This is a genomic window from uncultured Fibrobacter sp., assembly GCF_947166265.1.
In the GTDB taxonomy this organism is placed as follows: Bacteria; Fibrobacterota; Fibrobacteria; order Fibrobacterales; family Fibrobacteraceae; genus Fibrobacter.
In genome coordinates this window covers 23,674-43,812 of the sequence record NZ_CAMVDO010000020.1, presented here as the reverse complement: position 1 = coordinate 43,812, position 20,139 = coordinate 23,674, and the positions used below count along the sequence as shown (strand labels likewise).

Sequence of the window (20,139 nt, the reverse complement as noted above, 5' to 3'; positions counted from 1 at the left end):
AATCACCACTCCTAAAAATTTAATAAACGATACATTAAATAGTTGCCGTACGCCCCATTTCGTAACCATTTCGTATCATTGATAAATTCGAATTATACAGCAATTTCTCAAAAAATAAAATGCAAAACACAAAACACTTTTCTACATTATAGGTACTATGAGCTTAAAATTTGAAACCCCCATTACCGAAGTTCCGCTGTTCCACCAGGGTAAAGTACGCGACATGTACGACCTGGGCGACAGCTTCCTGATGGTCGCCAGCGACCGTCTTTCCGCTTTTGACGTGGTGCTCCCCACCCCGATTCCTGGTAAGGGCAAAATCCTCAACCAGCTTTCGCTGTTCTGGTTCAAGCACCTCGGCATGAAGAACCACCTCATCACCGCCGACGTGAACGAATACCCGGCCGTGCTCAAGAAGCACGCCGACTACCTCCGCGGCCGTTCCATGATCGTAAAGAAGGCCAACCGCCATTCCGTGGAATGCATCGTGCGTGGCTACATCGTGGGTTCTGGCTGGAAGGACTACCAGAAGACCGGTAAGATTTGCGGTCATGTTCTCCCCGAAGGCCTGCAGCTCTGCCAGAAGCTTGAAAAGCCGCTCTACACGCCGAGCACCAAGCCCGATGTTGGCCACGACGAAAACATCAGCTTCGAACAGACTTTCGACATCGTTGGCGAAAAGGTTGCAACGACTCTCCGTGACATGTCCCTCGACATCTACACGAAGGCTCGCGACTACGCCGCCTCCAAGGGCATCATCCTCGCCGACACCAAGTTCGAATTCGGTGAAATCGACGGCGAAACCATCCTCATCGACGAAGTGCTGACTCCGGACTCCAGCCGTTACTGGCCTGCAGACAAGTACCAGGTGGGCAAGAACCAGGAAAGCTTCGACAAGCAGTACGTCCGCGACTGGCTCGAAACTCTCGACTGGGGCAAGACCTACCCGGGTCCGGAAATTCCGCCTGAAGTCGTGAAGAACACGCTCGCCAAGTACGAAGAAATCTTCGTGCGCCTCACCGGCAAGCAGCCGGAATTGTAATAGTTCGGGCGCGATGCGCCCTTTGAGCTATGAGCGATGAGCTGTGAGCTCGGAGGCTACGCCTCCTTTGAGCAAAAAGAACCTAGTACCAACTAGGTTCTTTTTCATTTTTCTATAAACTCAGAGCGGAGCGACCTCATCGCTCACAGCCCACCGCTCTCCGCTACTTTTTCGTCAAGCGGAGTATTCCTTGCTTGTTGAATTCAGGGGCATCCTTCGGGAAGGGATTCTTGGCTTCGGCGCGGAGCGCGTAATGTACGCCTTCGCCGAGGTCGACTTCAGAACCGGACTTAGCGGGAATGCCGTCGCCAAACAAGGAATCGGCCGCCATCAACAAAGCTTCTTGCGGGTCTTCGGCACTGGCCGCGATGCACAAATCCGGCAACACGAACGTTGCAAGTCCGAGCGTATAAATCGAATCGCCCGCTTCCACAAAATTAATCCACGGATCCATCGGGTATTCGCCGTCGCCCACTTCTTCGCGGAAGCCCGCATCGGTCCAGGCAGCGCCACACTGCTGCATGTAAACGCCTAGAGCGCCCGCGTTGAACACCTTGAGAATCGCCATGTTCACCTGTGTCACTTCCTCGATATTTTTCACTTCGCCGAGCAAGAACAGAAGCGACTTGTGAGCCTCGATTGCGGCCGCCGTTTCAGCCGAAATCTCCTGATGTTCCTTGAAGATTTCGGCAAGGCCGTCCACATGTTCCTTGCGGACCACCTTGAACATTACTCTGCAACCGGGAATGATTGCGGAGGTTGCATCGGCGGCAAGCGTCACAGTTTCGGTAATGGCGAGAGGTTCGCCGACTTCTTTCGTAAGGGGAAAAGCTAGAATGAATTGAGGCATAGTTAGTTGAATGAAGAATTAAGAATGAGATATTAGTTCTCTAACAGCATTTTTTAAAAGGTCATTGTCACTTGGTTTAGGGAGGGCAACGTTTTCGTTTTGCCCAATGGCAGCAAGCAGAGTTTCTGTCGAAAATTTAGATTCATCAATCGTTGCGGCATAGCCTTCGTTGGCAAGATCGCGTCCTAGAATCACCTGTTCATACTGTCCCGGCGTCGGCACAAATATGCAACGGGCACCAAGAACAGCCATATCCATCACGGTGCTGTAGCCACCGCGCGAAATCACCCACTGCGCCGACCGCACCACAGAAGCAAACTGGTCGTCTGGCAAATGCGTGAACAAGTCCAAATTACGCTCATTGGAACTTTTCACTCCAAGCGACGGCTTGCCAAGGATAATCGCATGGCGTCCCGGAATCTTGACAAGCGTTTCTCGCAACAATTTCTCGAAACGACTTCGCGCAGGTTCCACTCCCGAAACGACCGCTACAAAGCAATAGGGGCCGCGTCCACTCAAACAAGCGGGCGTTTCCGACTCCATTCCGCTGAATCGCGACAACGCGCCCACGTACTTTACAGGGACAGGAGCCTTTGCCACATGCGAAAGCGCCCCCGCATACCCCGGAAACTCCGGCAAGTCCGGCACCCAGACTTCATCGAAACGTTTCATCACCGAGGCATGCCAAAGCATTCCGAGCGTTTCAAACGCCGACAGCACTCGCGGAAACGCGATACGACGCTGGTGCGTCATGTAAATCGATTTTGCTTTCCGGCTATAAAACCCGAAACGGTTATCGGAAACCAGCACATCGTAATGGTAACGCGACACCATCTCTTCGGCAAAGCGATGTTCAAAACTCATGACAGAACGCAAGTGCGCTCCGTTTTTCACAAGCCACAACACCATATTGTAGCCATGCTTCGGGTACACGATGTTGTACGAAGGCGCCAAGCGCTCACGAAGTTCCGGGAAAATTCCCCGCAAAAGAGACGCATTGGAACGCACCACGGCAAGCTCGACTTCGGCACCCTGATTCAGAAATTCCCGAATCACGGGCACGCAGCGAGTCGCATGCCCAAGTCCCCAGTCGAGTGGTGCGACGAGGACTTTCAACGAGAGGCCTCCAGCCAGGCATTCGCCCAATCGCCGTGGTCGCAGTCCTTATCCTTCTTGTCGCCTTCATCAATGCGAAGTTCAAGGACCTGAACCCCCGACACATCCAGTTTCAGAGCCTGCTTTTCCGTAGAATACAAGCGCTTGCTACGGAAAATTTCACGGTCATCGCCCATCACGATAAACGAAGCTCCGTCGCCACAAGCACTTTCGTCATCTAGGCCGACCGTCGCGTAGAACGTATTGTAGGTTCTCGGCAACTTATAGCGGAGATAAGAAGACGCATGCGAACCGATACCGTAACGGAAAACTTCCTTGTCCAAGGTTATCTTATGGTGTTCCACCGATTCATTGATCTGCGGAGAGCCCCACGCCTGGTTAAAGGAATCTATTCTCAGGCTAGAAAGCAAAAGAACCTCGGGCGATTCGACAAAGAAGTCCTTCGCCAAGCGAAGCGTATCGGAATCGGGCATCAGACATTCCAGGGACACGCGGTTCATACCGGCTCTAATCTTGGAAGAATCGAGCGCCAAGGTATCCGCTTCCTGCGAAAGCATCAGTTCCTCCTGCAGTTCCCCGTTCAATGCATAATTACAGGTAATGGTCTCGGGGAAACGCTTGTTCACCACCATCGAATTGTTTTCCATGTCGCCTACAAAGAAATTCTGCAAGTAGGTAGACACTCCCTTCTTTGCCGAAATCTTATAAATGGCAAGCGGATAGCCGAACAACTTGGGTTCAATCAACACGCGTTCGCTCTTGTAGTCCTGCAAGATTTCGTCCACCTGGTCCGTTGTCTTGAAACCCACCACACGCGATTTCCTGTTCAGCTGGCCGTAACCATCCTGACCGCGGACCATGTAAATGTTTCCGCCAGACACCTGCTGCCACTTGGCAAAAGTCTCGTTGTCCCACCCCATAAAGGTGCGTTCGCTAAACGAGCTATGTCCCGAGGCAAGCATCTGCCACGGGCGTGCATAAATAAAGATGGACTTTTCGGGGAAAGTTTCCAGAACGTGGTCCAGATAATCTTCTTCGCCCAAAAGCTTATTCTTATAGTAAAGCATGTTGTGGCGGTAACTGTCGCCATGGTAAACCATAAGGCCAATCGACAACGCTGCCGCAACCACGAAAATAATCTTTCCGGCAGCATCGGCTTTCATCTTGGTCGTAAACGCAAGAGCGTCGTATAGGCCAAGCGCCATAATCAGGGCAAACAACGGAAGCGCCACCAGCACGTAACGCTGGTTAATGTCAATCGTAAAGGTACCCGACACATTCAGAAGGATGACAAAAATCTGGATGCAGAAGGTGATCCCCAAAAGGGCACCGCGCCAATACCTACGGGAGTAAATCAGGCGGAACAGGAGCCATACCGTAGCCGCCAAAAGGATAATCGTAAATGTCGTGTAGAACGGATTTTCCATGATGCCGCCAAAAGACGGATCCTTGTCCAGATTCAGCATGACTTCGATATTGGTCTTCAGATTGAACCACAGGTTTTCAAACGAATGAGCCGCATGTTCGCCCCCCTGGAAATCGTAACCACGGTAGGCAGCCATCGTATTCACCGAAGGCCAGCTTACGGCAATCACCGAAGCCACGAACAACGGAAGCCTGTGCGCCTTTTCAAAGAAATACTTATAATAGAAAAGAGCGAACGGAACAAAGGCAAACACCGTTTCCTGGCGAGTCTGCGCAAAGAAACCGAGTAGCGGAACCGTCAAGAGGAAATGTTTCCAGTTCACCTTGCTTGCCGGGACAAACGCATACCAAGCCATCAACACCGAAAGCAGGAAAATATACAGCACCTCGGTCGAAGCTGACCTGGCCTGCAGCAGGTAAATCGGCATCCCGCCCAAGAAGGCCGTTGCCGCGAGAGCCGCCCAGTCGTTCTTGAACCACTTGGAAAGTGCAAAGAAAAAGAACAGAAGGCTGAACAGGTAGAAAGGATAATTGACCAACAGGGCCGTATCGCGGTTCGGCGGCATAAAGTTGAATACCAGCGAATACACAAAGCCTAGCGCCTTGCCCTTGAAGTTATTCACCTCGTGCTTGCAATCCAGAACGCCATCGTTCCAAATGCCCTCATTACAGATGCCACCCGTATGTTCAAAATACATCTGGAGGCCCATGGACTCCCAGCTAGTCTCGTCGCTCAACACACGGTGCGTATTGCTGATATTTCCGAACATGAACACCGAAAACACAAGCGCAATCCCCGCAAAGGCGCAGATGCTTTTTCCCGAAGGCTTAAAATCCCTCCAACCGTGCCATATCACGGGCAAGTTCACCACCACACCCACAACAAGCAAAATGAACGTCGAAAGGATGGCGTAATAGCCCCAGTCGATATCCCAGCGCCTTGCATACGGAACGGTAAGATTGTTAAAAATGAGGAATGCGCCCACCAAGACGGCAAGCGTAATACCTAATACGGCAAAATGCCTGCGGCCAACACCCAGGCGTTCAAGAATATTCTTCATGCCGTGAAATATAGTAAGAAGTCACGCCCTGCGGGCTAGTTACTAGTTAATAGGTACTAGAGATCCTTCGACTTCGCCTAACGGCTCCGCTCAGGATGACAGCTGATGACCTGACGCCTGAAGCCTGTAACCTGATACATCATTGCCCTTCGGCAGGCTCAGGGACCTTATAAACAAGGTTAGCGAGCCTGCGAAGCGTGAGCTTGCCGAACCAAAGCTCTAACTACGCGTTTACGTACTTTTCCATGAATTCGTCCATCGGGAGCGGCTTGGAATAGTAGAAGCCCTGCAGGCTCTTGATCTTGAAGCGTAGCAGGAATTCGCGCATTTCGGACGTTTCGATACCTTCTGCCGTCACCGAAGACGAGAACGAATCCGCCAGCTCCGAAATGAAGCGTACCGTATTCTGGTCCGAATTGTTCTTTTCGATATTCATCACGAAACTGCGGTCGATCTTCACCGTCGTCACCGGGAGTTCACGCAGCACGCCAATCGAACTGAAGCCCGTTCCAAAGTCATCGAGCGCCACCTTGATGCCATGCTTGCGGAGCTGCGTAAAGATTTTCTTCAAGAGTTCCATGTCCAAAAGGCGGCAACGTTCCGTAATTTCAAGGCACAGGTTCTGCGGCGGGAAATTCACTTCCTCGATAATTCCAAGCACGTCTTCCACGAAATCGGACTTTTCTAGCTGCGTGTAAGACAGGTTCACGTTCACGATAAAGCCCGGGTAACGAGCCAGGAACTTTTTCGTATCGGTGAGCGCCGTCCGCAAAATCCACTTACCGAGTTCCGGGAACAGGTTGTCCTGTTCCAGCACATCCACGAACTGCACCGGCGGCACCACGCCGTACTCGTCATTTTTCCAGCGGATAAGAGCTTCGGCCCCGATAATCTTTTCGGAAGTCGCATCGACAATCGGCTGGTAGCAGAGGAAGAACCCTTCGCAGTTGTTCACAATGCTATTGCGAATGACGTTGATGCGTTCGATGGCAAATCGTTTGTCGTCGCTCACGTTATTCTTGAGCACGAACAGATCGCCCAGGTGGTTGTTCTTGGATTCGTAATAGGCGAAACGCAGGCAGGAATACACCGTCTCTGCAGACACATCCAATTTATCCAAGTTGATGGCCCCAGCAATAAACGAAAGGACCACTCGGTTGTCGTCAACGATAAAGTCATGAAGAGAATTGTACTGGATTCGCTTGTACAGGTTCTTGAGATCGTCAACAGAAGACTTCTTGCAAACAATGGCGAACTTGGTGCCATCCATTCGGTACCATTCCCCCATACCGTTCGCTTCGACCTTGATCATCTTCGAGAATTCCTGCAGGACGCGGTTTCCGAAGGTATAGCCGTAAATTTCGTTCAATCGGGAGAACTCGTTGATGCCTACCAGCATAATCTGGATGCTGTCGCCCTTCCATCTCGCTGACTGCAGGTCTTCGAGGAAGCCGTACAGGCTCCTGAAATTCGAGATATCATCGAAATAACTCAACGTATCGTTATTCTTGATGTTTCCACCAAAATAATCGGGCTGTCCATTTTCATCTCGAATCACCACGCCACGACAGGTACAGACGATGTAATTGCCATCCTTGGTGCGGACACGGTACTGCAGATTATGTTCACTGACTTTGCCAGAAAATATTTCGTTAATGCTTTCCGCGTATGCGGCTCGATCGTCGGGGTGAACATTTTCCATCCAAACGTTTCCGGCATCTTCCATATATTCACCGGGCAAGCCAAAATATTCCACGGCCTTCTTGGACCATCGTGAGTAATTGTGCTTGATATCGGCAATATACGTATAAGCACCATCCGCCAGAATGGAGAATGCCTCATACAAAGAGTCCAGCTTGATTTTGTATACTTCTTCCATAGCTCACCACTCCTTAAATCACAACGACACGGTTCTTGCCACCATCCTTCGCACGGTAAAGCGCCTGGTCCACTCGGACACATGCTTCATCGGCACATTCTCCATCCTTGATTTCGGTAACACCGATACTCACAGAACGGTGTCCCGCCTTTTCGAAAGCGATTTCATTGAAAGCCTTACGGACACGTTCGGCAAAATCGATAGCCGCATCCTTCGAGGCTTCCTGCAGCAGCACCATAAATTCTTCGCCACCCCAACGGCCAATGGGCGTTTTGACATTGAAGATTTTGAACTTCGGAGCACCGTCAAAATCTTCGACCGCAATATCTGCATACATACCGTCGATATCGTCAAACTTTATATCGTGGGCATTCACGCCGGAAAGTCCACACTCGTCAGCCACACGACGCATCACATACGAAATACCCTTGATGACGTTATCGCCTTCCTGGTGTCCGAAATTATCGTTGATTTGTTTAAAGTTATCGATATCGAGCATCACGAGACAACCCGAAATCTTTTTCTCGGTGCACAAGGAAATACGCCGCTGGATTTCGCCACGGTTAAAGAGGCTCGAAAGCGGATCCGTAATGGCCATCAACGATAGTTTCTCGTTCGCCTCGGCCAGTTCCTGCGTCGCCGCATCGATGAAGGTCGCCAAACGGTTAATCATCGAGACCTTTCCGGAGAACGACTCCTGAGCCATATCCAAGTCGTAATGTTCACCGCCACGGCCTTCTCGCATGGCAGCAATCACCAGCGTCACGTTATGCTGGTTCACGTACTCACCGGTACGCAAAAATTCACTCGAGGTATAGAAGCCCGAAGTCGCAGCAAGGCTCTGCAGCGGAAGCGTTTCGTTACTGATTTCTTCTTTGCCCCAGAACGTGCGGCGGGCAGCACAGGAGAACACCTTGATGACTTCTGGATTGAATTCGCCAATCTTTGCACCATCTTTACGGACGCTAGCCAAGATTGTCCACGGGTCTCCATACGCCAAGCGTGCCTTCACGTTTTCGTCGATATCGGCAGTCATCACCAACGAGCCGTCGTCATTGCAAGAAATCGGCGCACGCAAGATGTTGATGCCATGATGCTTGTAGAAGAACGGGAATTCCAACGTATTGTTGAAGAAATGTTCGTCCTTTAAAATATTCAGGTAACGATAATAGGCCTCGTAGGCGGGCTTGCCATCCAATTCATAAAGAATCGCCTGTTTGGCCTTGGTTACGAGGAATTCACGACCGAGCGGTTTCCAGCCCGTAATATGGGTCGTATAGGTGTAGAAATTTTCGCCACCAATCAGAAGAGCGATAACACCACCCTCGGAATAGCCCTTGACATTCGAAAATACGCAGGCATCGTTACGGTTCAGGTCCGGGTTGAATGCACCGCCGCCGAAAATGGCGATAGAGGGGTCCACGTCCTGAAACGCATCGCAGAACGGAGTCATCGACATACCGCGGATGGTCAGCTGCAGTTCCACCGCCTTGACCCACGGGTTCGCCTTGATTTCCTGCTTGATTTCGTCCACTACACTGAGCGCCGTTTCGGCATTTAGCGTGTACTGAAGCAACTTGACCTGCGTGGTCGGATATTCAAAAATTGTGCAGACAATCGAGATAGACGCCTTGGAAAGCCGCCCTTCGATAATGTTGCCGTTCGTAGAACACCCCATGCAAATTGCCTTGGGGAAGCTCTGCGACACCACGTCACAGACAAGGTCAATTTGCCCCCTATCCAGGGAATCGGAATAAATCTGGAACACCACATGCGACAACGCCTTCGATTTGCACCAAAGGTTAATCTTGTCAAGATCACGCTTTAACGAGGTTATACTATGGTAATCAAACTGGAATTGTTTCATACAAATGGCATCCCAAATAAGAACATTCTATAATCAAGATACCATAATGTAGCGAAAACGTGCAATTTTTTTTTACAATAAATACTCCAAACTGGAATATTCGCACCTAAAATGGGCTAAAAAACGAATTTTTGGATAACCTCGGCGATGCCACCGTGGTTATTGTCAGCCACGGTCACGTAATTTGCGACCTTTTTAGCCACTTCGGACGCATTCGACATAGCAACCCCCACCCCGGCAGCCTCTATCATGGGGCAGTCATTTTCCTCGTCGCCCACCGCAATCGTAGAAGAAAGCGGGACCTTGTAGAAATCGGCCATAAAACGCACTGCATCGCCCTTGTTGCTCTTCAGGTGCGAAAATTCGAGCATTTCGGGCTTGCTGAAGACATCAAAAAGCTTTCCTGCAGTGGTCTTGCGCATCTCGGCGCGGAAATCCACCAGGCTACCGTGATCGAATGGCGTAATGATATTCACCTTGATAGGGGGCTTTACCACCACATTGATTGGAACGTTCGGCGCCAAGCCCGAGGTAACCCCCTCGGAACCGAAATACTCGCGGATATCGTTTACCACCAGGTAATCCATCTGCATAATACGGCAATAGGTCTTGAGCTGTTCCGTCTCATGCTCCGAAACCACCAGGTCCCCCGCATAGGTGTGTGCATGCATCCCGCACTCGTGCGCCCGGTCCATAATGAACTTGACGTCATCTACCGAAATCCGCCGCGTGAGAATCGACTTTTCCGTCGCGTAGTCGTAGATAAGGCCACCGTTGAAACTCACCAGAAAAAAGCCCGGCCTGTCGAAACCGTAACGTTTCGCAAGCATCTTGGCACTCGTGAGCGGACGGCCCGTACAAAGCACCAGCTTGTGCCCCTCCTCCAGCATTTTTGAAATGGCGGACATGTCGACATCAAGAATCTGCTTGTCGTCGGTCAGAAGGGTTCCATCAAGATCTGTAAAGAGGAGTTTCATAGGGCGGAGTCCGGTTTTATATCACATAGATTCAGCAAATGCGGGATATGGAAGTCCACCCAGTCGGGGGTGTCAGGGGTAGGGTTCACGAAAATGGTCGTCCAACCGCGGCGGTACGCCGGTTCCAGGTTACGGAGCGAATCTTCGAGCAGCACGATTTCCTTGGGATTTTCCGGATAAGCAACACCCTTCGTCGAAAGTTTTTCGGCAAGCCACCTTTCCATTTTTTCGTAGGCGCTATCGTGCGGTTTACCCACCCAATCCAACTGTTTCAGGTCGAACACGCCGTCAATCGCCGAATCAATCCCCATGTGCGCCATGCCGGCCTCGCTCCAGTCGTGGCGGCCGTTCGTAAACACGAATCGCGGGCCCTTCAAGCTTTGCAACAGGGCTAGCTTTTCTGGGGCCTTCTTGGGGTAAATCAGGTATTCCGGCTCATGGATAAAGTCAAAAAAATCATCCGGGTCGGTATTGTTCATCACCATGAGGCCGGCAAGCGTCGTCCCGAACCTTTCCAGGTAATCGGTACGGATCTTATGCGCCGACTCAAAGTCGCCTCCGACGGTTTTCTGCACAAAAAGCGAAATGCGGTGGTCCAGCGAATTGATAACGCACCTTTCCTCGGTTCCGTACAAAGTCAGATCGTAGTCGAACAGCCAGACCATAACAGACTAGTATCCCATGGCAAGGCCACCGATCTGGCGCGCGAGGTAGGTCGCGTAGTTGTCCGTCATGCCGCTTACAAAGTCGAGCACCTGGTGGTACGCTTCGGCCACCGTGACACTCTGGCCGATTTTCGCCTGGCCAATGAGTCGCACAATACGGTCGGCACGGTAAGAATTGTTACCATTCAAACGATAGTCGTAAACGCCATTGATAAAGGCGTCAAGCACCGTGGCAAGCGTCGTGTAGCTACCGACTTCAAGTTCGGTCTTTCGACGGTCAGGGTAAATACGTTCTACGCCCAGGCGCTTTGCAATGCGGATTCCTTCCATCACGTCGGACTTGGAAAGCACCGTCAAATGCTTGACGCGCTCCCCCGCCATAATTTCGTCGTAATGCTTCACGAAGGTCATGGCCACATCGTCAATCAGGTTCTGAATGGCAAGGCCGCGCACACTGCTCAAAAAGTCGCGGAAATTCTGGCCGTTTTCCTGGAACTCGCGGTCGATATCCACATCGGGGCCGCACAGGTAACTGAACATACCACGCACATCGCCGTAACTCAAAATGCCAAGTTCAATGGCGTCTTCTACATCCAGGATGCTGTAACAAATATCGTCGGCGGCTTCCATCAGGTAGACAAGCGGATGGCGAACCCACTTGCCCGTTTCCACTTCGGGAATGCCCAAGGTATAGGCCGTTACGCGATAAAGATCCGCCTCGGTCGAGAAAAGACTAGTCGGGAGCCCGAATTTTGCAAGCTGCGGATACTTGATCATGGCGCCAAGCGTTGCGTACGTGAGGCGCATTCCACCATCCAGAAAATGGTATTCCAGCTTACTCAAGATGCGGTGCCCTTGCGCGTTTCCATCGAAGTTGATAAAGTCCGCCATCTCGGTATCGCTCAGGTCGCGCATGGGGGCGGAGGTGCGGTTCTTGCGGAACCATTCGCGGATAGCGGCTTCGCCTGCGTGTCCAAAGGGCGGGTTTCCAATATCATGGGCCAGGCAGGCGGACTGCACGATCGTGCCGAAATGATACTCGTTAATGTACTTGGGCAGATACTTTTTTATCAGGTGGTACACCGTAATCGCAAGGCTGCGGCCCACACTCGAGACCTCGATGCTGTGCGTGAGACGGCTGTGCACATGGTCATTCACCGAGAACGGGTGCACCTGGGTCTTGCGGCCAAGTCGCCTAAACGCTGTCGAAAAAACAATGCGGTCGTAATCGCGATGGAAATCGGAACGGTTCGGGTCCAAATCGGCGGGGTGCCCGTAACGCGTCGCAGATAGCAAAGTATCCCATTGAAGCATGAAACGAAAGATAGTAAATAGTAGACGGTGGTTAGGAATCAAAAATGCCTTCCGGCGTGGTTCGCGGGAAGGCGGTTTAAATGACGTTATTCTGTTTTTTAAATCAGGCGAAGGATTTCTTGTGCGGTCTGTTCGGCAAAGGTATTATCTTGTACAAAACGACGCACTTCGGTCGGGTTGATTCGGGCATATTCCGAAAGGGCTCGACCAATCCCGTTCCTGATGTAATAGTCTTCGTCCTTGGCGCAGGTCAGGCAGAACTGCCTAAGGAGCGGCCAGTCGGTGCGGTCCTTATACTGAATCTGGAAAATGATCGCACTGCGACGCACCCACACGTTCGGGTCGCGGATCCAGGAGGCAATCTTTGACCGGAGGGCCGGCAAGCGGAGGGCAAGGTCCCCTAGAATGCAAGCGGCAAGGGTGTCGACCGTATCGCGCCAAGCGCGGGTTTTAATAAGCTTTTTAAGGAACGCAAGATGTTGCCCACCAAGTAAAGCCTTATGGCGGAACAGATAGTCGCATGCCGCATACTGAATTTCACGATACGGCTGCGTCCACATGTCCTCGACCCTGGCTACCAATTCGTCACCGTCTTTCGGCGGATACTTGTCGAATATGGGATAGGTCACCTCACGACGGGGAACAAGACGAATTCCAAGGAAATCGAACTGTTCACGAGCCTTCTTAGACATTTCGTGCGCTTCCTCTTCATTGGAGATCGCGCGTAGAGCAAGTAGTATTTCTTGTGTAAAGCGAAGCATTTAGCACAAAAATAGTCCAAAAAAAATTTTTTTTCTAGGGCTTGACAAGCATTTTTTTTCATTTTTTTTAAATTTGGTCTGCATTTTTTACAATAAAAAGACATTTTTCACTCTTGACAAGCTAAAAAAACGCTAAAATTAGGTTATATGAATCAAATTTCGGTCAACAATATGCAGGAAATTCTTGACGTCCCCCCCGAACTCAGAGGCCTTTCCGACGACGAAATCATCCGCAATTCCGAGAAATCAAAGAAGGACTTTGCGGGCAAACGCAAAAATGGCGCCGCCAGGCCTTCTAAACGCGATCGCGAAACCATGCGTAAGGAACAGGCCCTGAAAGAAGCCGAAAACATGGCTGCCGAAATATTCGGAAAAAACAAGCACACCAACGCGGATGTTTTTTCCAGCGGTAATTTTGCCATGCCGGAAAACATGGAACTGTCCCGCGAAAAGAAGGAACTTCTTGAAACAGCCTTCACACCGCGCAGCACGGGCTACTCCAAAGTTTCCGCCACGCGTCCTCCCCTTTCCAACAAAGTAGAAACCAAGCACGTCCCGCAGTCCATGATAGCCGAGCCCCCCAAGCCCGCATCGGGCCGCATCCTCAAGGCATCCTTTGGCGTCAAGGGCAAGGAACAACCCAAGGCAATCATCGTAAACGCTGCCGACCTCGCCAAACAAAAGGCCGAGGAACGCGCCAAGAAAGTCCAGGCATTCTTCAAGTCCAAGCACCCCGAAGCAACTACTATGCCCGACGGAACCCCCATCAAGCGTGGCCGCGGAAGGCCGAGAAAAATCGTAGACGGAAAATAGTGTTTAGGAATAAGGTTTAGAAAAAAGCGGACGTTGTCCGCTTTTTTTATTCTACCAAATATCAAAAAACTCCTTCCCGGGGTGAGAAGGAGTTTTAAGAGGCAACGATCAGACTCGAACTGATGAATAAGGCTTTTGCAGAGCCGCCCCTTACCAACTTGGGTACGTCGCCGAAGTGAACCGCAATATAGGTAATATTCTTTTCTTTTTCAAGGGTATACGCATTATTTTTTTCATTTTTTTATTTTTGGCTCATGCAAATGGATTCGTTCAAGGTGAAACTGGGTACCCTGCTTACGACACTATGGGTCAAAAGCCTGCGAGTAAGGATATCCACCCCAGACGATTTTGCACCTGGAATCCTCGGAATATGGCACAGGGACCTTCTTGCAAGCACGGCGGCATTCAAATACTGGGGAGTTCACGCCTTCATATCGCAATCCAAGGACGGAGACCTTTTCGCAGCCATCGCCCAAAAGCTCGGCTACACGGTTACCCGCGGTTCCGACAGCCACGGAGCCTCTAACGTAAGGCATGTTCTTTCGACGCTGAACCAAGGGAAATTCGCCGGCATGGCCCTGGACGGCCCCCATGGCCCGGCAGGACAGATTAAGCCCGGTTCACAGTGGCTTTCTAAGAAAAGTGGCCGCCCCCTTTGGCTTGTGTCGGCCAAGTACGGCCCTCACCTCACCCTAAAAACGTGGGATAATTTCATTTTGCCCCTTCCACTGACATCAATTGACATTGAAATTAAGTATCTTTGTACTTGAATCCTACCATGGTGATTTGAATACTCAAAAAGGAATACTAACGTGATTTTAATGCCACCTAAATTTGTAGCATTTGACCTTGAAACAACAGGCCTCAACAACCAGAAAGACGAAATTATTGAAATCGGCGCCGTCAAATTCACCGTGGAAACCAAGAACGGGAAAGTCGTCCCCAAGTTGCTTGGCGAGCTCGAAACCTTCGTGAAGCCGAACATGATGATCCCGGCCGAAGCCTCTGCCGTGAACCACATCTACGACAGCGACGTCCAGGACGCCCCCGCCGTTGGGGATGCCATCAAGAAGTTCACCGAATTTTGCGGACAAAGTTCCATCCTCATTGCCCACAACGCAAACTTCGACGCCAGCTTTTTGCGCGTCGCCTACAAGAACAACCCGCAGCTCGTGCCCGGGAACCCCGTTATCGACAGCCTTGCCATCTCCAAGGCGATTCTCCCCGAAGCAAGTTCCCACAAGCTCGGCATTCTCGCGAACATGTTCAAGCGTCGTGACGAAATTTCGATGAGTATCGAGGCCGACAAGATGCACCGCGCCGTCTATGACTGTCTGATGCTCATGGAAGTATTCGTGGCGCTCCTCCGCCGCCGGTTCAAGGAAAAGGACTGGGAAATGGCCTGCATCATGAAGAACATCGAAAAGTACAAGGGAATCCCGCAGTTTATCAATAAGTAGGGACCAGGTACCAGGTTTCAGATACGAGGCGCCAAAGGCGCCTTTTTTGATTTCCACTCGCGCTAACGCGCAATTCCGCAAATACGACAAAACACCGCCAAGAGGACCTTGGCGGTTATTTGAAATTTCTAGGCTCGGTAATTAGATGCCGAGTTCCTGAGCAACAGCCTGGATGCCAAGCTTGTTGATGGTACGAAGACCAGCGGCGCTCACGCGAAGCGTGACCCAACGATCCTCTTCAGGAATGTAGAAGCGCTTCTTCTGAAGGTTCGGCAGCTGCTTCATCAACTTCTTACGGTTAGAGTGGGAAACCATGTTACCCACGAGACCGGCTTTGCCGGTAACTTCACAAATGCGGCTCATAATAAACTCCGTTGTTTTATAACAGGCACCAATTTTAGAAAAAAATTAGCAATCCGTCAAGGTTAAATTATCAATCTTGCAAGGCCTTTGGTAGGTTAAACTTGGTAGATTCGACCAATTTTACAAAATTTTCAATTTCTACGGGGGCAAACTTGGACTTAATCCAGTCTACCACCCCCTGCACAAGCACCTCGGGAGCGCTTGCGCCACTCGAAATTCCGACCGATTCGATATTTTCGAACCATTCCGGATCCAAATCGTCGACCGAAGCGATCAAATGACTCTGAATTCCCTGTTCCAACCCAAGTTCCATCAGGCGGCTCGAGTTCGACGAATTTTTCGCTCCCACCACAAGCAGCATGTCCACCTTGGAACACAAGTCGAGCACCGCCGCCTGGCGATTGCCCGTCGCATAGCAGAGGTCCCCAGCATCGGGCCCGATAATATTCGGGAAACGATTCTTGAGCGCTTCGATAATCTTGCGCGTTTCGGCAACCGAAAGCGTCGTCTGGGTAATATAGGCGAGTTCCTTATCGGCGGGGACATCCACCGTGCGGGCATCTTCTTCGTTCTTGATGAGCGTAATCGCGCCCGGCGGAAGCTGACCCAGGGTACCCACCACTTCGGCGTGCCCCGCATGTCCAATCAAAATAATATGGCGACCGGCCGCATAATGCCGTTTGGCACTGTAATGGACCTTGAGCACCAGAGGACAGCTGGCATCCAGCACCTGCAGTCCGCGTTTTTCCGCATCGGCATAAATTTCTTCGGCGACCCCGTGGGCAGAAAAAATTACCACGGAACCCGTCGGGACCTCGTCAAGTTCGTCGACAAAGACAACGCCCTTTCCCTTTAGCGAATCGACCACGAACTTGTTGTGCACGATTTCATGACGCACGTAAATAGGAGTTCCAAACTTTTCTATCGCACGTTCCACCACATGGATAGCACGGTCCACGCCCGCGCAAAATCCTCGGGGAGTCGCAAGAATCACCTTTTTCATAAAAGACCCTTTATAAAATTCAACAACAACGAATAGGAATTCAAGACTTTCTTCTTTTCCTGCATCAAGCAGTTCCGTACCGTATCTGAAGACGGACGCCTGCGACGCAAATAGTCCGACGCCGAATTTATCTGCGCAAGCACATGCATAGAAACTAAGCGCGAAACGACATTTTCGTGTCCCTTGGAATAGGGGCCAACGCAGGTGGAAACGCCCATCCGCAAGGGTTCCCAGAAATCATGGATTCCAAGCACACGGTTGAACGAACCGCCCACCACGGCACTTTTGCTTTTCAAGAGAATCTCGCGGGAAAGGCCAAAACGGCCGACAATCGAAACCGCACCGTTTTGTACCGAAGGATAGTCCACCACCTGCAGTCCGGAGTCCTGCAACCGTTTACGGAACACGCCCTGCTCCGAAAGCCTACGGGGCATCAGCACCACCGATTCTCCCTTGTCTACGGAGTCCTTCGCCATCGCAAGGAACGCATCCATTTCTTCTTGATGAAACGACAGGAACACCGTATCTACGGTCGTATTCTCGGGAACGCAGACTAGACCGCCATCGCGGGACCAGTTCAGCAATTTCCAGTCACCGCCCATCGTACACGGTACGGCGCCCTTGCTCGCATACGAAAAGCGTCCGAGATCGGCAGACGTCTGCAAGCTGGCAAAACCCATCCCCGAAAAATCGAGGAACGGCATAGAACGGCGATAGCGCCCCGATACAAGCGCAATGTTTCGGCGGGTCGATATTTTCGACATCGTCGAAAGATACCCCGGCCACAGTTCGTTTTCGCCAAGAATGAGTCCCAGCGGCTGCACCGAGCTTATAAAGGCGTTCAACGCCGAAGGAATATCCGCAGGGGCAATACATACCTCGGCAACCCCACTACAAATATCCCGCAAAAAAGAAACCGCCTCGACCTTTTGCGAGGTTATCAGAAGTTTCGGACAATGCGGCAGGTCTTCTTTGAGGGCATGCGCAAGGCCAAGCAACATACGGCATTCGCCAAGGCTTGCCCCGTGAAGCCACAAGTACGGGCCATCACTCGGCCATGGCCCCGACAGGCGTTCTTCGATATGGTATTCGCTATCGAGTCCCGGAAACAGGCTCGCAGCACGGGCGAAAGCCTTTACGGCGCCGTCCCATGCGGCCCATCCCAAGTTCACACGCTTTAAGCCCATATCAGGAAATCGACCTTACGGAAAAGCACGAGGCCAACCATCAGCGCAAGCCAAATCCAGGTCCACATGTCGGCAACGATCGCTTCCTTTCCACTACGAAGCGGACCGGGAACATGGATTTCGCGAGGAATGAAGGCGGGCGTATTCATGGCCCACAGTTTCCAGTCGGAACCGTAACGACTTTCAAGATAGAGGTCATCCAGTTTAGCAAGCCTAAAGCCGAGAGCAAGCAAGATTGCAATAAACGGGATCACGAACCAGCTGATTCCCAGGTGCAGAACGATAAGGCCAATACCGATCGCCATATTGGAGGTATAAAGCGGATGACGCATACGGCCATAAGCCCCCCACGTCACAAGGACCGGAGCCTGCTGCGCCGTTCCACGCGTATGGTCGCCAATGGCCCTGCGGGCCTTGACGCGAAGGTAGATGGCGATGATAAAGATGTTGATAAAGACGAGGAACGGAACAATTTCCAAATCTGCCGGAGGGAATACTAAAGCGGCAATCGTCAAAATTCCAAGAATGATTCCCCGGTTGCGGTATAGGAACGGACGCTGCGGACGTTCATCCACTTCGGGAAGATCAATCGTCTTGGCATCGGCACCCGGCACGGAACTCTTGGGAGCGGCCTGTTCCGGCACCTTTTTTTCCGCATTGACCGGTTTTGCCTGATTCACGGATCCATTCGACTGAGCTTTCAACTGTTCTTCCATAGGCGCCTCCACTATAACTGCACAACATTAAATATACATTCAACTTTTGAAGAAAGTACATCATGACTCACAATTATTGTCCATTTGCCAAGAGAATCCGCTGCTTTTAGGTACGCCCGGAGCAGGGGTTCACGGTCGGCAAGCGCCACGGAGGCAAAAGGTTCATCGAGCAAGACGGTACGGCAATCGGAGGCAAGCGCCCAAAGGAGTGCAAGGCGCGCCCTTTCTCCACCGGAAAGCCCGTTTTTCTCAAACAGGGGCGCTGCACCAGAAACCGAGACGAATTCCGCAAGCACGGCAGCTTTCAAGCCCGCATCCGCAGACTTTTCAATGAGTCGGAAAAGCATCCGTTTGGGTGGAAGTTCCAAATCCTGAGCCACGAAAAAGACATCGGAGGGAGAAACGGAAAAAGAATCACATTTTTCAGCTTCTGACAGGGGTGTGTCCTGTTCATCTAAAGATTCGAGCCCCGCCAGCAGGCGAAGCAGCGTAGATTTTCCGACTCCATTCCTGCCGCGAACGAGCACAGGCTTTTCACGGGACCAATCGAGCGAAAGATCCGCAAAGACTAGATTCGTGGAACCATCATAATGAAATTTTGCGTTTCGGAAAAAGACCTTTTTTTCCGCCTTTTTCACATCGAGCCTTTCAAAATCCTCGAGTACATTCACCGCACTCACCGCCGCCCTGAACTGCGGCATCACGCGAGCACATTCCTTGACCGGCTTGTAGCAAAGCAGCACCGCCGAAGTAAACAGCACAAGGCCCGACGCATCCATATACCCGGTTTTCATCAGGAGCGCACAAAATGCAAGCACAAATACCATCGCAAGCACCGAAACCGTTTCGGTCAAAAGCGAAAGCCCGGACTTCCTGATTGCAGCAGAGAGGCCATCGTCGCGAAGCCCGCGCACCTCTTTCAGGAGTCCATTCGAGATTTCCCTGCGTTCATCGCGACCGCTCCACTGCCTAAAGAGTCTACGGGCAAGCGCCAGGTTTCCGCGATAATCGGAGCGGGAACGAAGCAGCGATTCTTCGGCGGGGCCAAGCTTATGGAGCCTGCGCTGCAGTACCGCCACCAGCGGCACCACCACCACGAAAAGGAACAACGTTAGCGGCCAAGAAATAAAGAACAGCACCGGCAGGAACACGATCAACTGCAAAATCGCCTGAACCGCCTGAAAGAACACGCCGCCATTGTTCTGCAACACGACAGTCGCCTCGTAAGCGGCCTCCACCATGCGTTCGCCCTTAGGAGTGTGGAAATTTCTGGGAGAAAGGCCCCGAAGCCGATGCAAGAACCAAGCCTGCACACGGGCAGACGCCTTGAAAAGCCACCCCTCGGAAATTTTGGTCTTTCCGTATAGGAAAACGAGCCGAAGCAGGGCCAACAACATCATGCCCACAAGCCAGGCCGAAAGGGGAATCCGCCCCGCGCCACCCACGATATCGATAAAGGAGCGCACCCCCCAAAGGACGGCGGCATCGGTGGCGCTAGCCAACAGAGCCATCGGCAAGAAGCGGACAACACCGCCTTTTAGGGATTTTTTTAGCCAATTTCGCAGGTTCACGCAGAAAAATTAACTTTTTTTGAGTTATACCCTTGACGGCTTTCTATTCTTTACCTATATTTGGCCCTA

At 51.5% G+C, this 20,139-nt stretch carries 18 protein-coding genes and 1 tRNA gene; 4 read left to right on the top strand and 15 right to left on the bottom strand.

Annotated elements, in window-relative coordinates:
• Window positions 1-157: 157 nt before the first annotated feature.
• The gene (locus tag Q0W37_RS10565) at window positions 158-1,042 is read left to right on the top strand and encodes a phosphoribosylaminoimidazolesuccinocarboxamide synthase (protein WP_012820053.1); all 885 of its coding nucleotides are present in this window, start codon (window positions 158-160) and stop codon (window positions 1,040-1,042) included.
• A 163-nt stretch (window positions 1,043-1,205) separates the two neighbouring features.
• Here Q0W37_RS10565 and Q0W37_RS10560 read toward each other — a convergent pair whose 3' ends face one another.
• The 9 genes from Q0W37_RS10560 to Q0W37_RS10520 all read right to left on the bottom strand — a co-directional run bounded on the left by Q0W37_RS10560 (window position 1,206) and on the right by Q0W37_RS10520 (window position 12,957).
• Complete coding sequence (locus Q0W37_RS10560; RefSeq protein ID WP_297701407.1) at window positions 1,206-1,892, bottom strand: hypothetical protein; 687 nt, start codon at window positions 1,890-1,892, stop codon at window positions 1,206-1,208.
• An 18-nt stretch (window positions 1,893-1,910) separates the two neighbouring features.
• Entirely contained in the window at window positions 1,911-3,008 is a 1,098-nt protein-coding gene (locus tag Q0W37_RS10555; protein ID WP_297701405.1) for a glycosyltransferase, read from the bottom strand.
• Window positions 3,005-5,494 carry an NPCBM/NEW2 domain-containing protein gene (locus tag Q0W37_RS10550; protein ID WP_297701403.1) on the bottom strand — a complete coding sequence of 830 codons (2,490 nt, stop codon included), beginning with the start codon at window positions 5,492-5,494 and terminating at the stop codon, window positions 3,005-3,007. Before Q0W37_RS10550 ends, Q0W37_RS10555 begins: the two co-directional genes overlap by 4 nt.
• A gap of 223 nt (window positions 5,495-5,717) precedes the next feature.
• Window positions 5,718-7,373 (bottom strand): EAL domain-containing protein, encoded by a 1,656-nt coding sequence (locus Q0W37_RS10545; RefSeq protein WP_297701401.1) that lies wholly within the window; start codon window positions 7,371-7,373, stop codon window positions 5,718-5,720.
• 13 nt (window positions 7,374-7,386) lie between these two features.
• Complete coding sequence (locus Q0W37_RS10540) at window positions 7,387-9,240, bottom strand: diguanylate cyclase (RefSeq protein WP_297701399.1); 1,854 nt, start codon at window positions 9,238-9,240, stop codon at window positions 7,387-7,389.
• Between the two features lie 116 nt (window positions 9,241-9,356).
• A complete protein-coding gene (locus tag Q0W37_RS10535; RefSeq protein WP_297701397.1) occupies window positions 9,357-10,217 on the bottom strand; it encodes a Cof-type HAD-IIB family hydrolase in 861 nt (286 codons plus the stop codon).
• Window positions 10,214-10,882: a pyrimidine 5'-nucleotidase gene (locus Q0W37_RS10530; RefSeq protein ID WP_297701395.1), complete on the bottom strand. Its 669-nt coding sequence runs from the start codon at window positions 10,880-10,882 to the stop codon at window positions 10,214-10,216. Before Q0W37_RS10530 ends, Q0W37_RS10535 begins: the two co-directional genes overlap by 4 nt.
• Before the next feature lie 6 nt (window positions 10,883-10,888).
• Window positions 10,889-12,178, bottom strand: a complete 1,290-nt coding sequence (locus Q0W37_RS10525) for a deoxyguanosinetriphosphate triphosphohydrolase (RefSeq protein WP_297701392.1) — start codon at window positions 12,176-12,178, stop codon at window positions 10,889-10,891.
• 116 nt (window positions 12,179-12,294) lie between these two features.
• Window positions 12,295-12,957 carry a DNA alkylation repair protein gene (locus Q0W37_RS10520; RefSeq protein ID WP_297701390.1) on the bottom strand — a complete coding sequence of 221 codons (663 nt, stop codon included), beginning with the start codon at window positions 12,955-12,957 and terminating at the stop codon, window positions 12,295-12,297.
• A gap of 147 nt (window positions 12,958-13,104) precedes the next feature.
• Here Q0W37_RS10520 and Q0W37_RS10515 point away from each other — a divergent pair, with 147 nt between their 5' ends.
• Window positions 13,105-13,770, top strand: a complete 666-nt coding sequence (locus Q0W37_RS10515) for a hypothetical protein (protein ID WP_297701388.1) — start codon at window positions 13,105-13,107, stop codon at window positions 13,768-13,770.
• Window positions 13,771-13,869: 99 nt separating this feature from the next.
• On the opposite strand, the gene Q0W37_RS10510 is transcribed toward Q0W37_RS10515, so the two are convergent.
• Window positions 13,870-13,942 (bottom strand) — tRNA-Cys (locus tag Q0W37_RS10510).
• 88 nt (window positions 13,943-14,030) lie between these two features.
• Between Q0W37_RS10510 and Q0W37_RS10505 the strand changes: the two genes are divergently transcribed.
• Both Q0W37_RS10505 and Q0W37_RS10500 read left to right on the top strand, forming a co-directional pair.
• Window positions 14,031-14,540, top strand: coding sequence for a DUF374 domain-containing protein (locus Q0W37_RS10505; RefSeq protein WP_297701386.1), 510 nt, complete (start codon window positions 14,031-14,033; stop codon window positions 14,538-14,540).
• A 51-nt stretch (window positions 14,541-14,591) separates the two neighbouring features.
• Entirely contained in the window at window positions 14,592-15,230 is a 639-nt protein-coding gene (locus tag Q0W37_RS10500; RefSeq protein ID WP_297701384.1) for a PolC-type DNA polymerase III, read from the top strand.
• 141 nt (window positions 15,231-15,371) lie between these two features.
• Here the strand turns inward: Q0W37_RS10500 and rpmB are convergent, their stop codons facing one another.
• From rpmB to Q0W37_RS10475, 5 genes are all read right to left on the bottom strand, one after another.
• The gene (rpmB, locus tag Q0W37_RS10495) at window positions 15,372-15,593 is read right to left on the bottom strand and encodes a 50S ribosomal protein L28 (RefSeq protein WP_014546602.1); all 222 of its coding nucleotides are present in this window, start codon (window positions 15,591-15,593) and stop codon (window positions 15,372-15,374) included.
• 70 nt (window positions 15,594-15,663) lie between these two features.
• Window positions 15,664-16,596: a 4-hydroxy-3-methylbut-2-enyl diphosphate reductase gene (ispH, locus tag Q0W37_RS10490; RefSeq protein WP_297701382.1), complete on the bottom strand. Its 933-nt coding sequence runs from the start codon at window positions 16,594-16,596 to the stop codon at window positions 15,664-15,666.
• Window positions 16,593-17,783, bottom strand: coding sequence for a glycosyltransferase N-terminal domain-containing protein (locus Q0W37_RS10485; RefSeq protein WP_297701380.1), 1,191 nt, complete (start codon window positions 17,781-17,783; stop codon window positions 16,593-16,595). Before Q0W37_RS10485 ends, ispH begins: the two co-directional genes overlap by 4 nt.
• Window positions 17,774-18,499, bottom strand: a complete 726-nt coding sequence (locus Q0W37_RS10480; protein WP_297701378.1) for an isoprenylcysteine carboxylmethyltransferase family protein — start codon at window positions 18,497-18,499, stop codon at window positions 17,774-17,776. Before Q0W37_RS10480 ends, Q0W37_RS10485 begins: the two co-directional genes overlap by 10 nt.
• A gap of 11 nt (window positions 18,500-18,510) precedes the next feature.
• Window positions 18,511-20,010, bottom strand: a complete 1,500-nt coding sequence (locus tag Q0W37_RS10475) for an ATP-binding cassette domain-containing protein (RefSeq protein WP_297701376.1) — start codon at window positions 20,008-20,010, stop codon at window positions 18,511-18,513.
• Window positions 20,011-20,139: the final 129 nt, after the last annotated feature.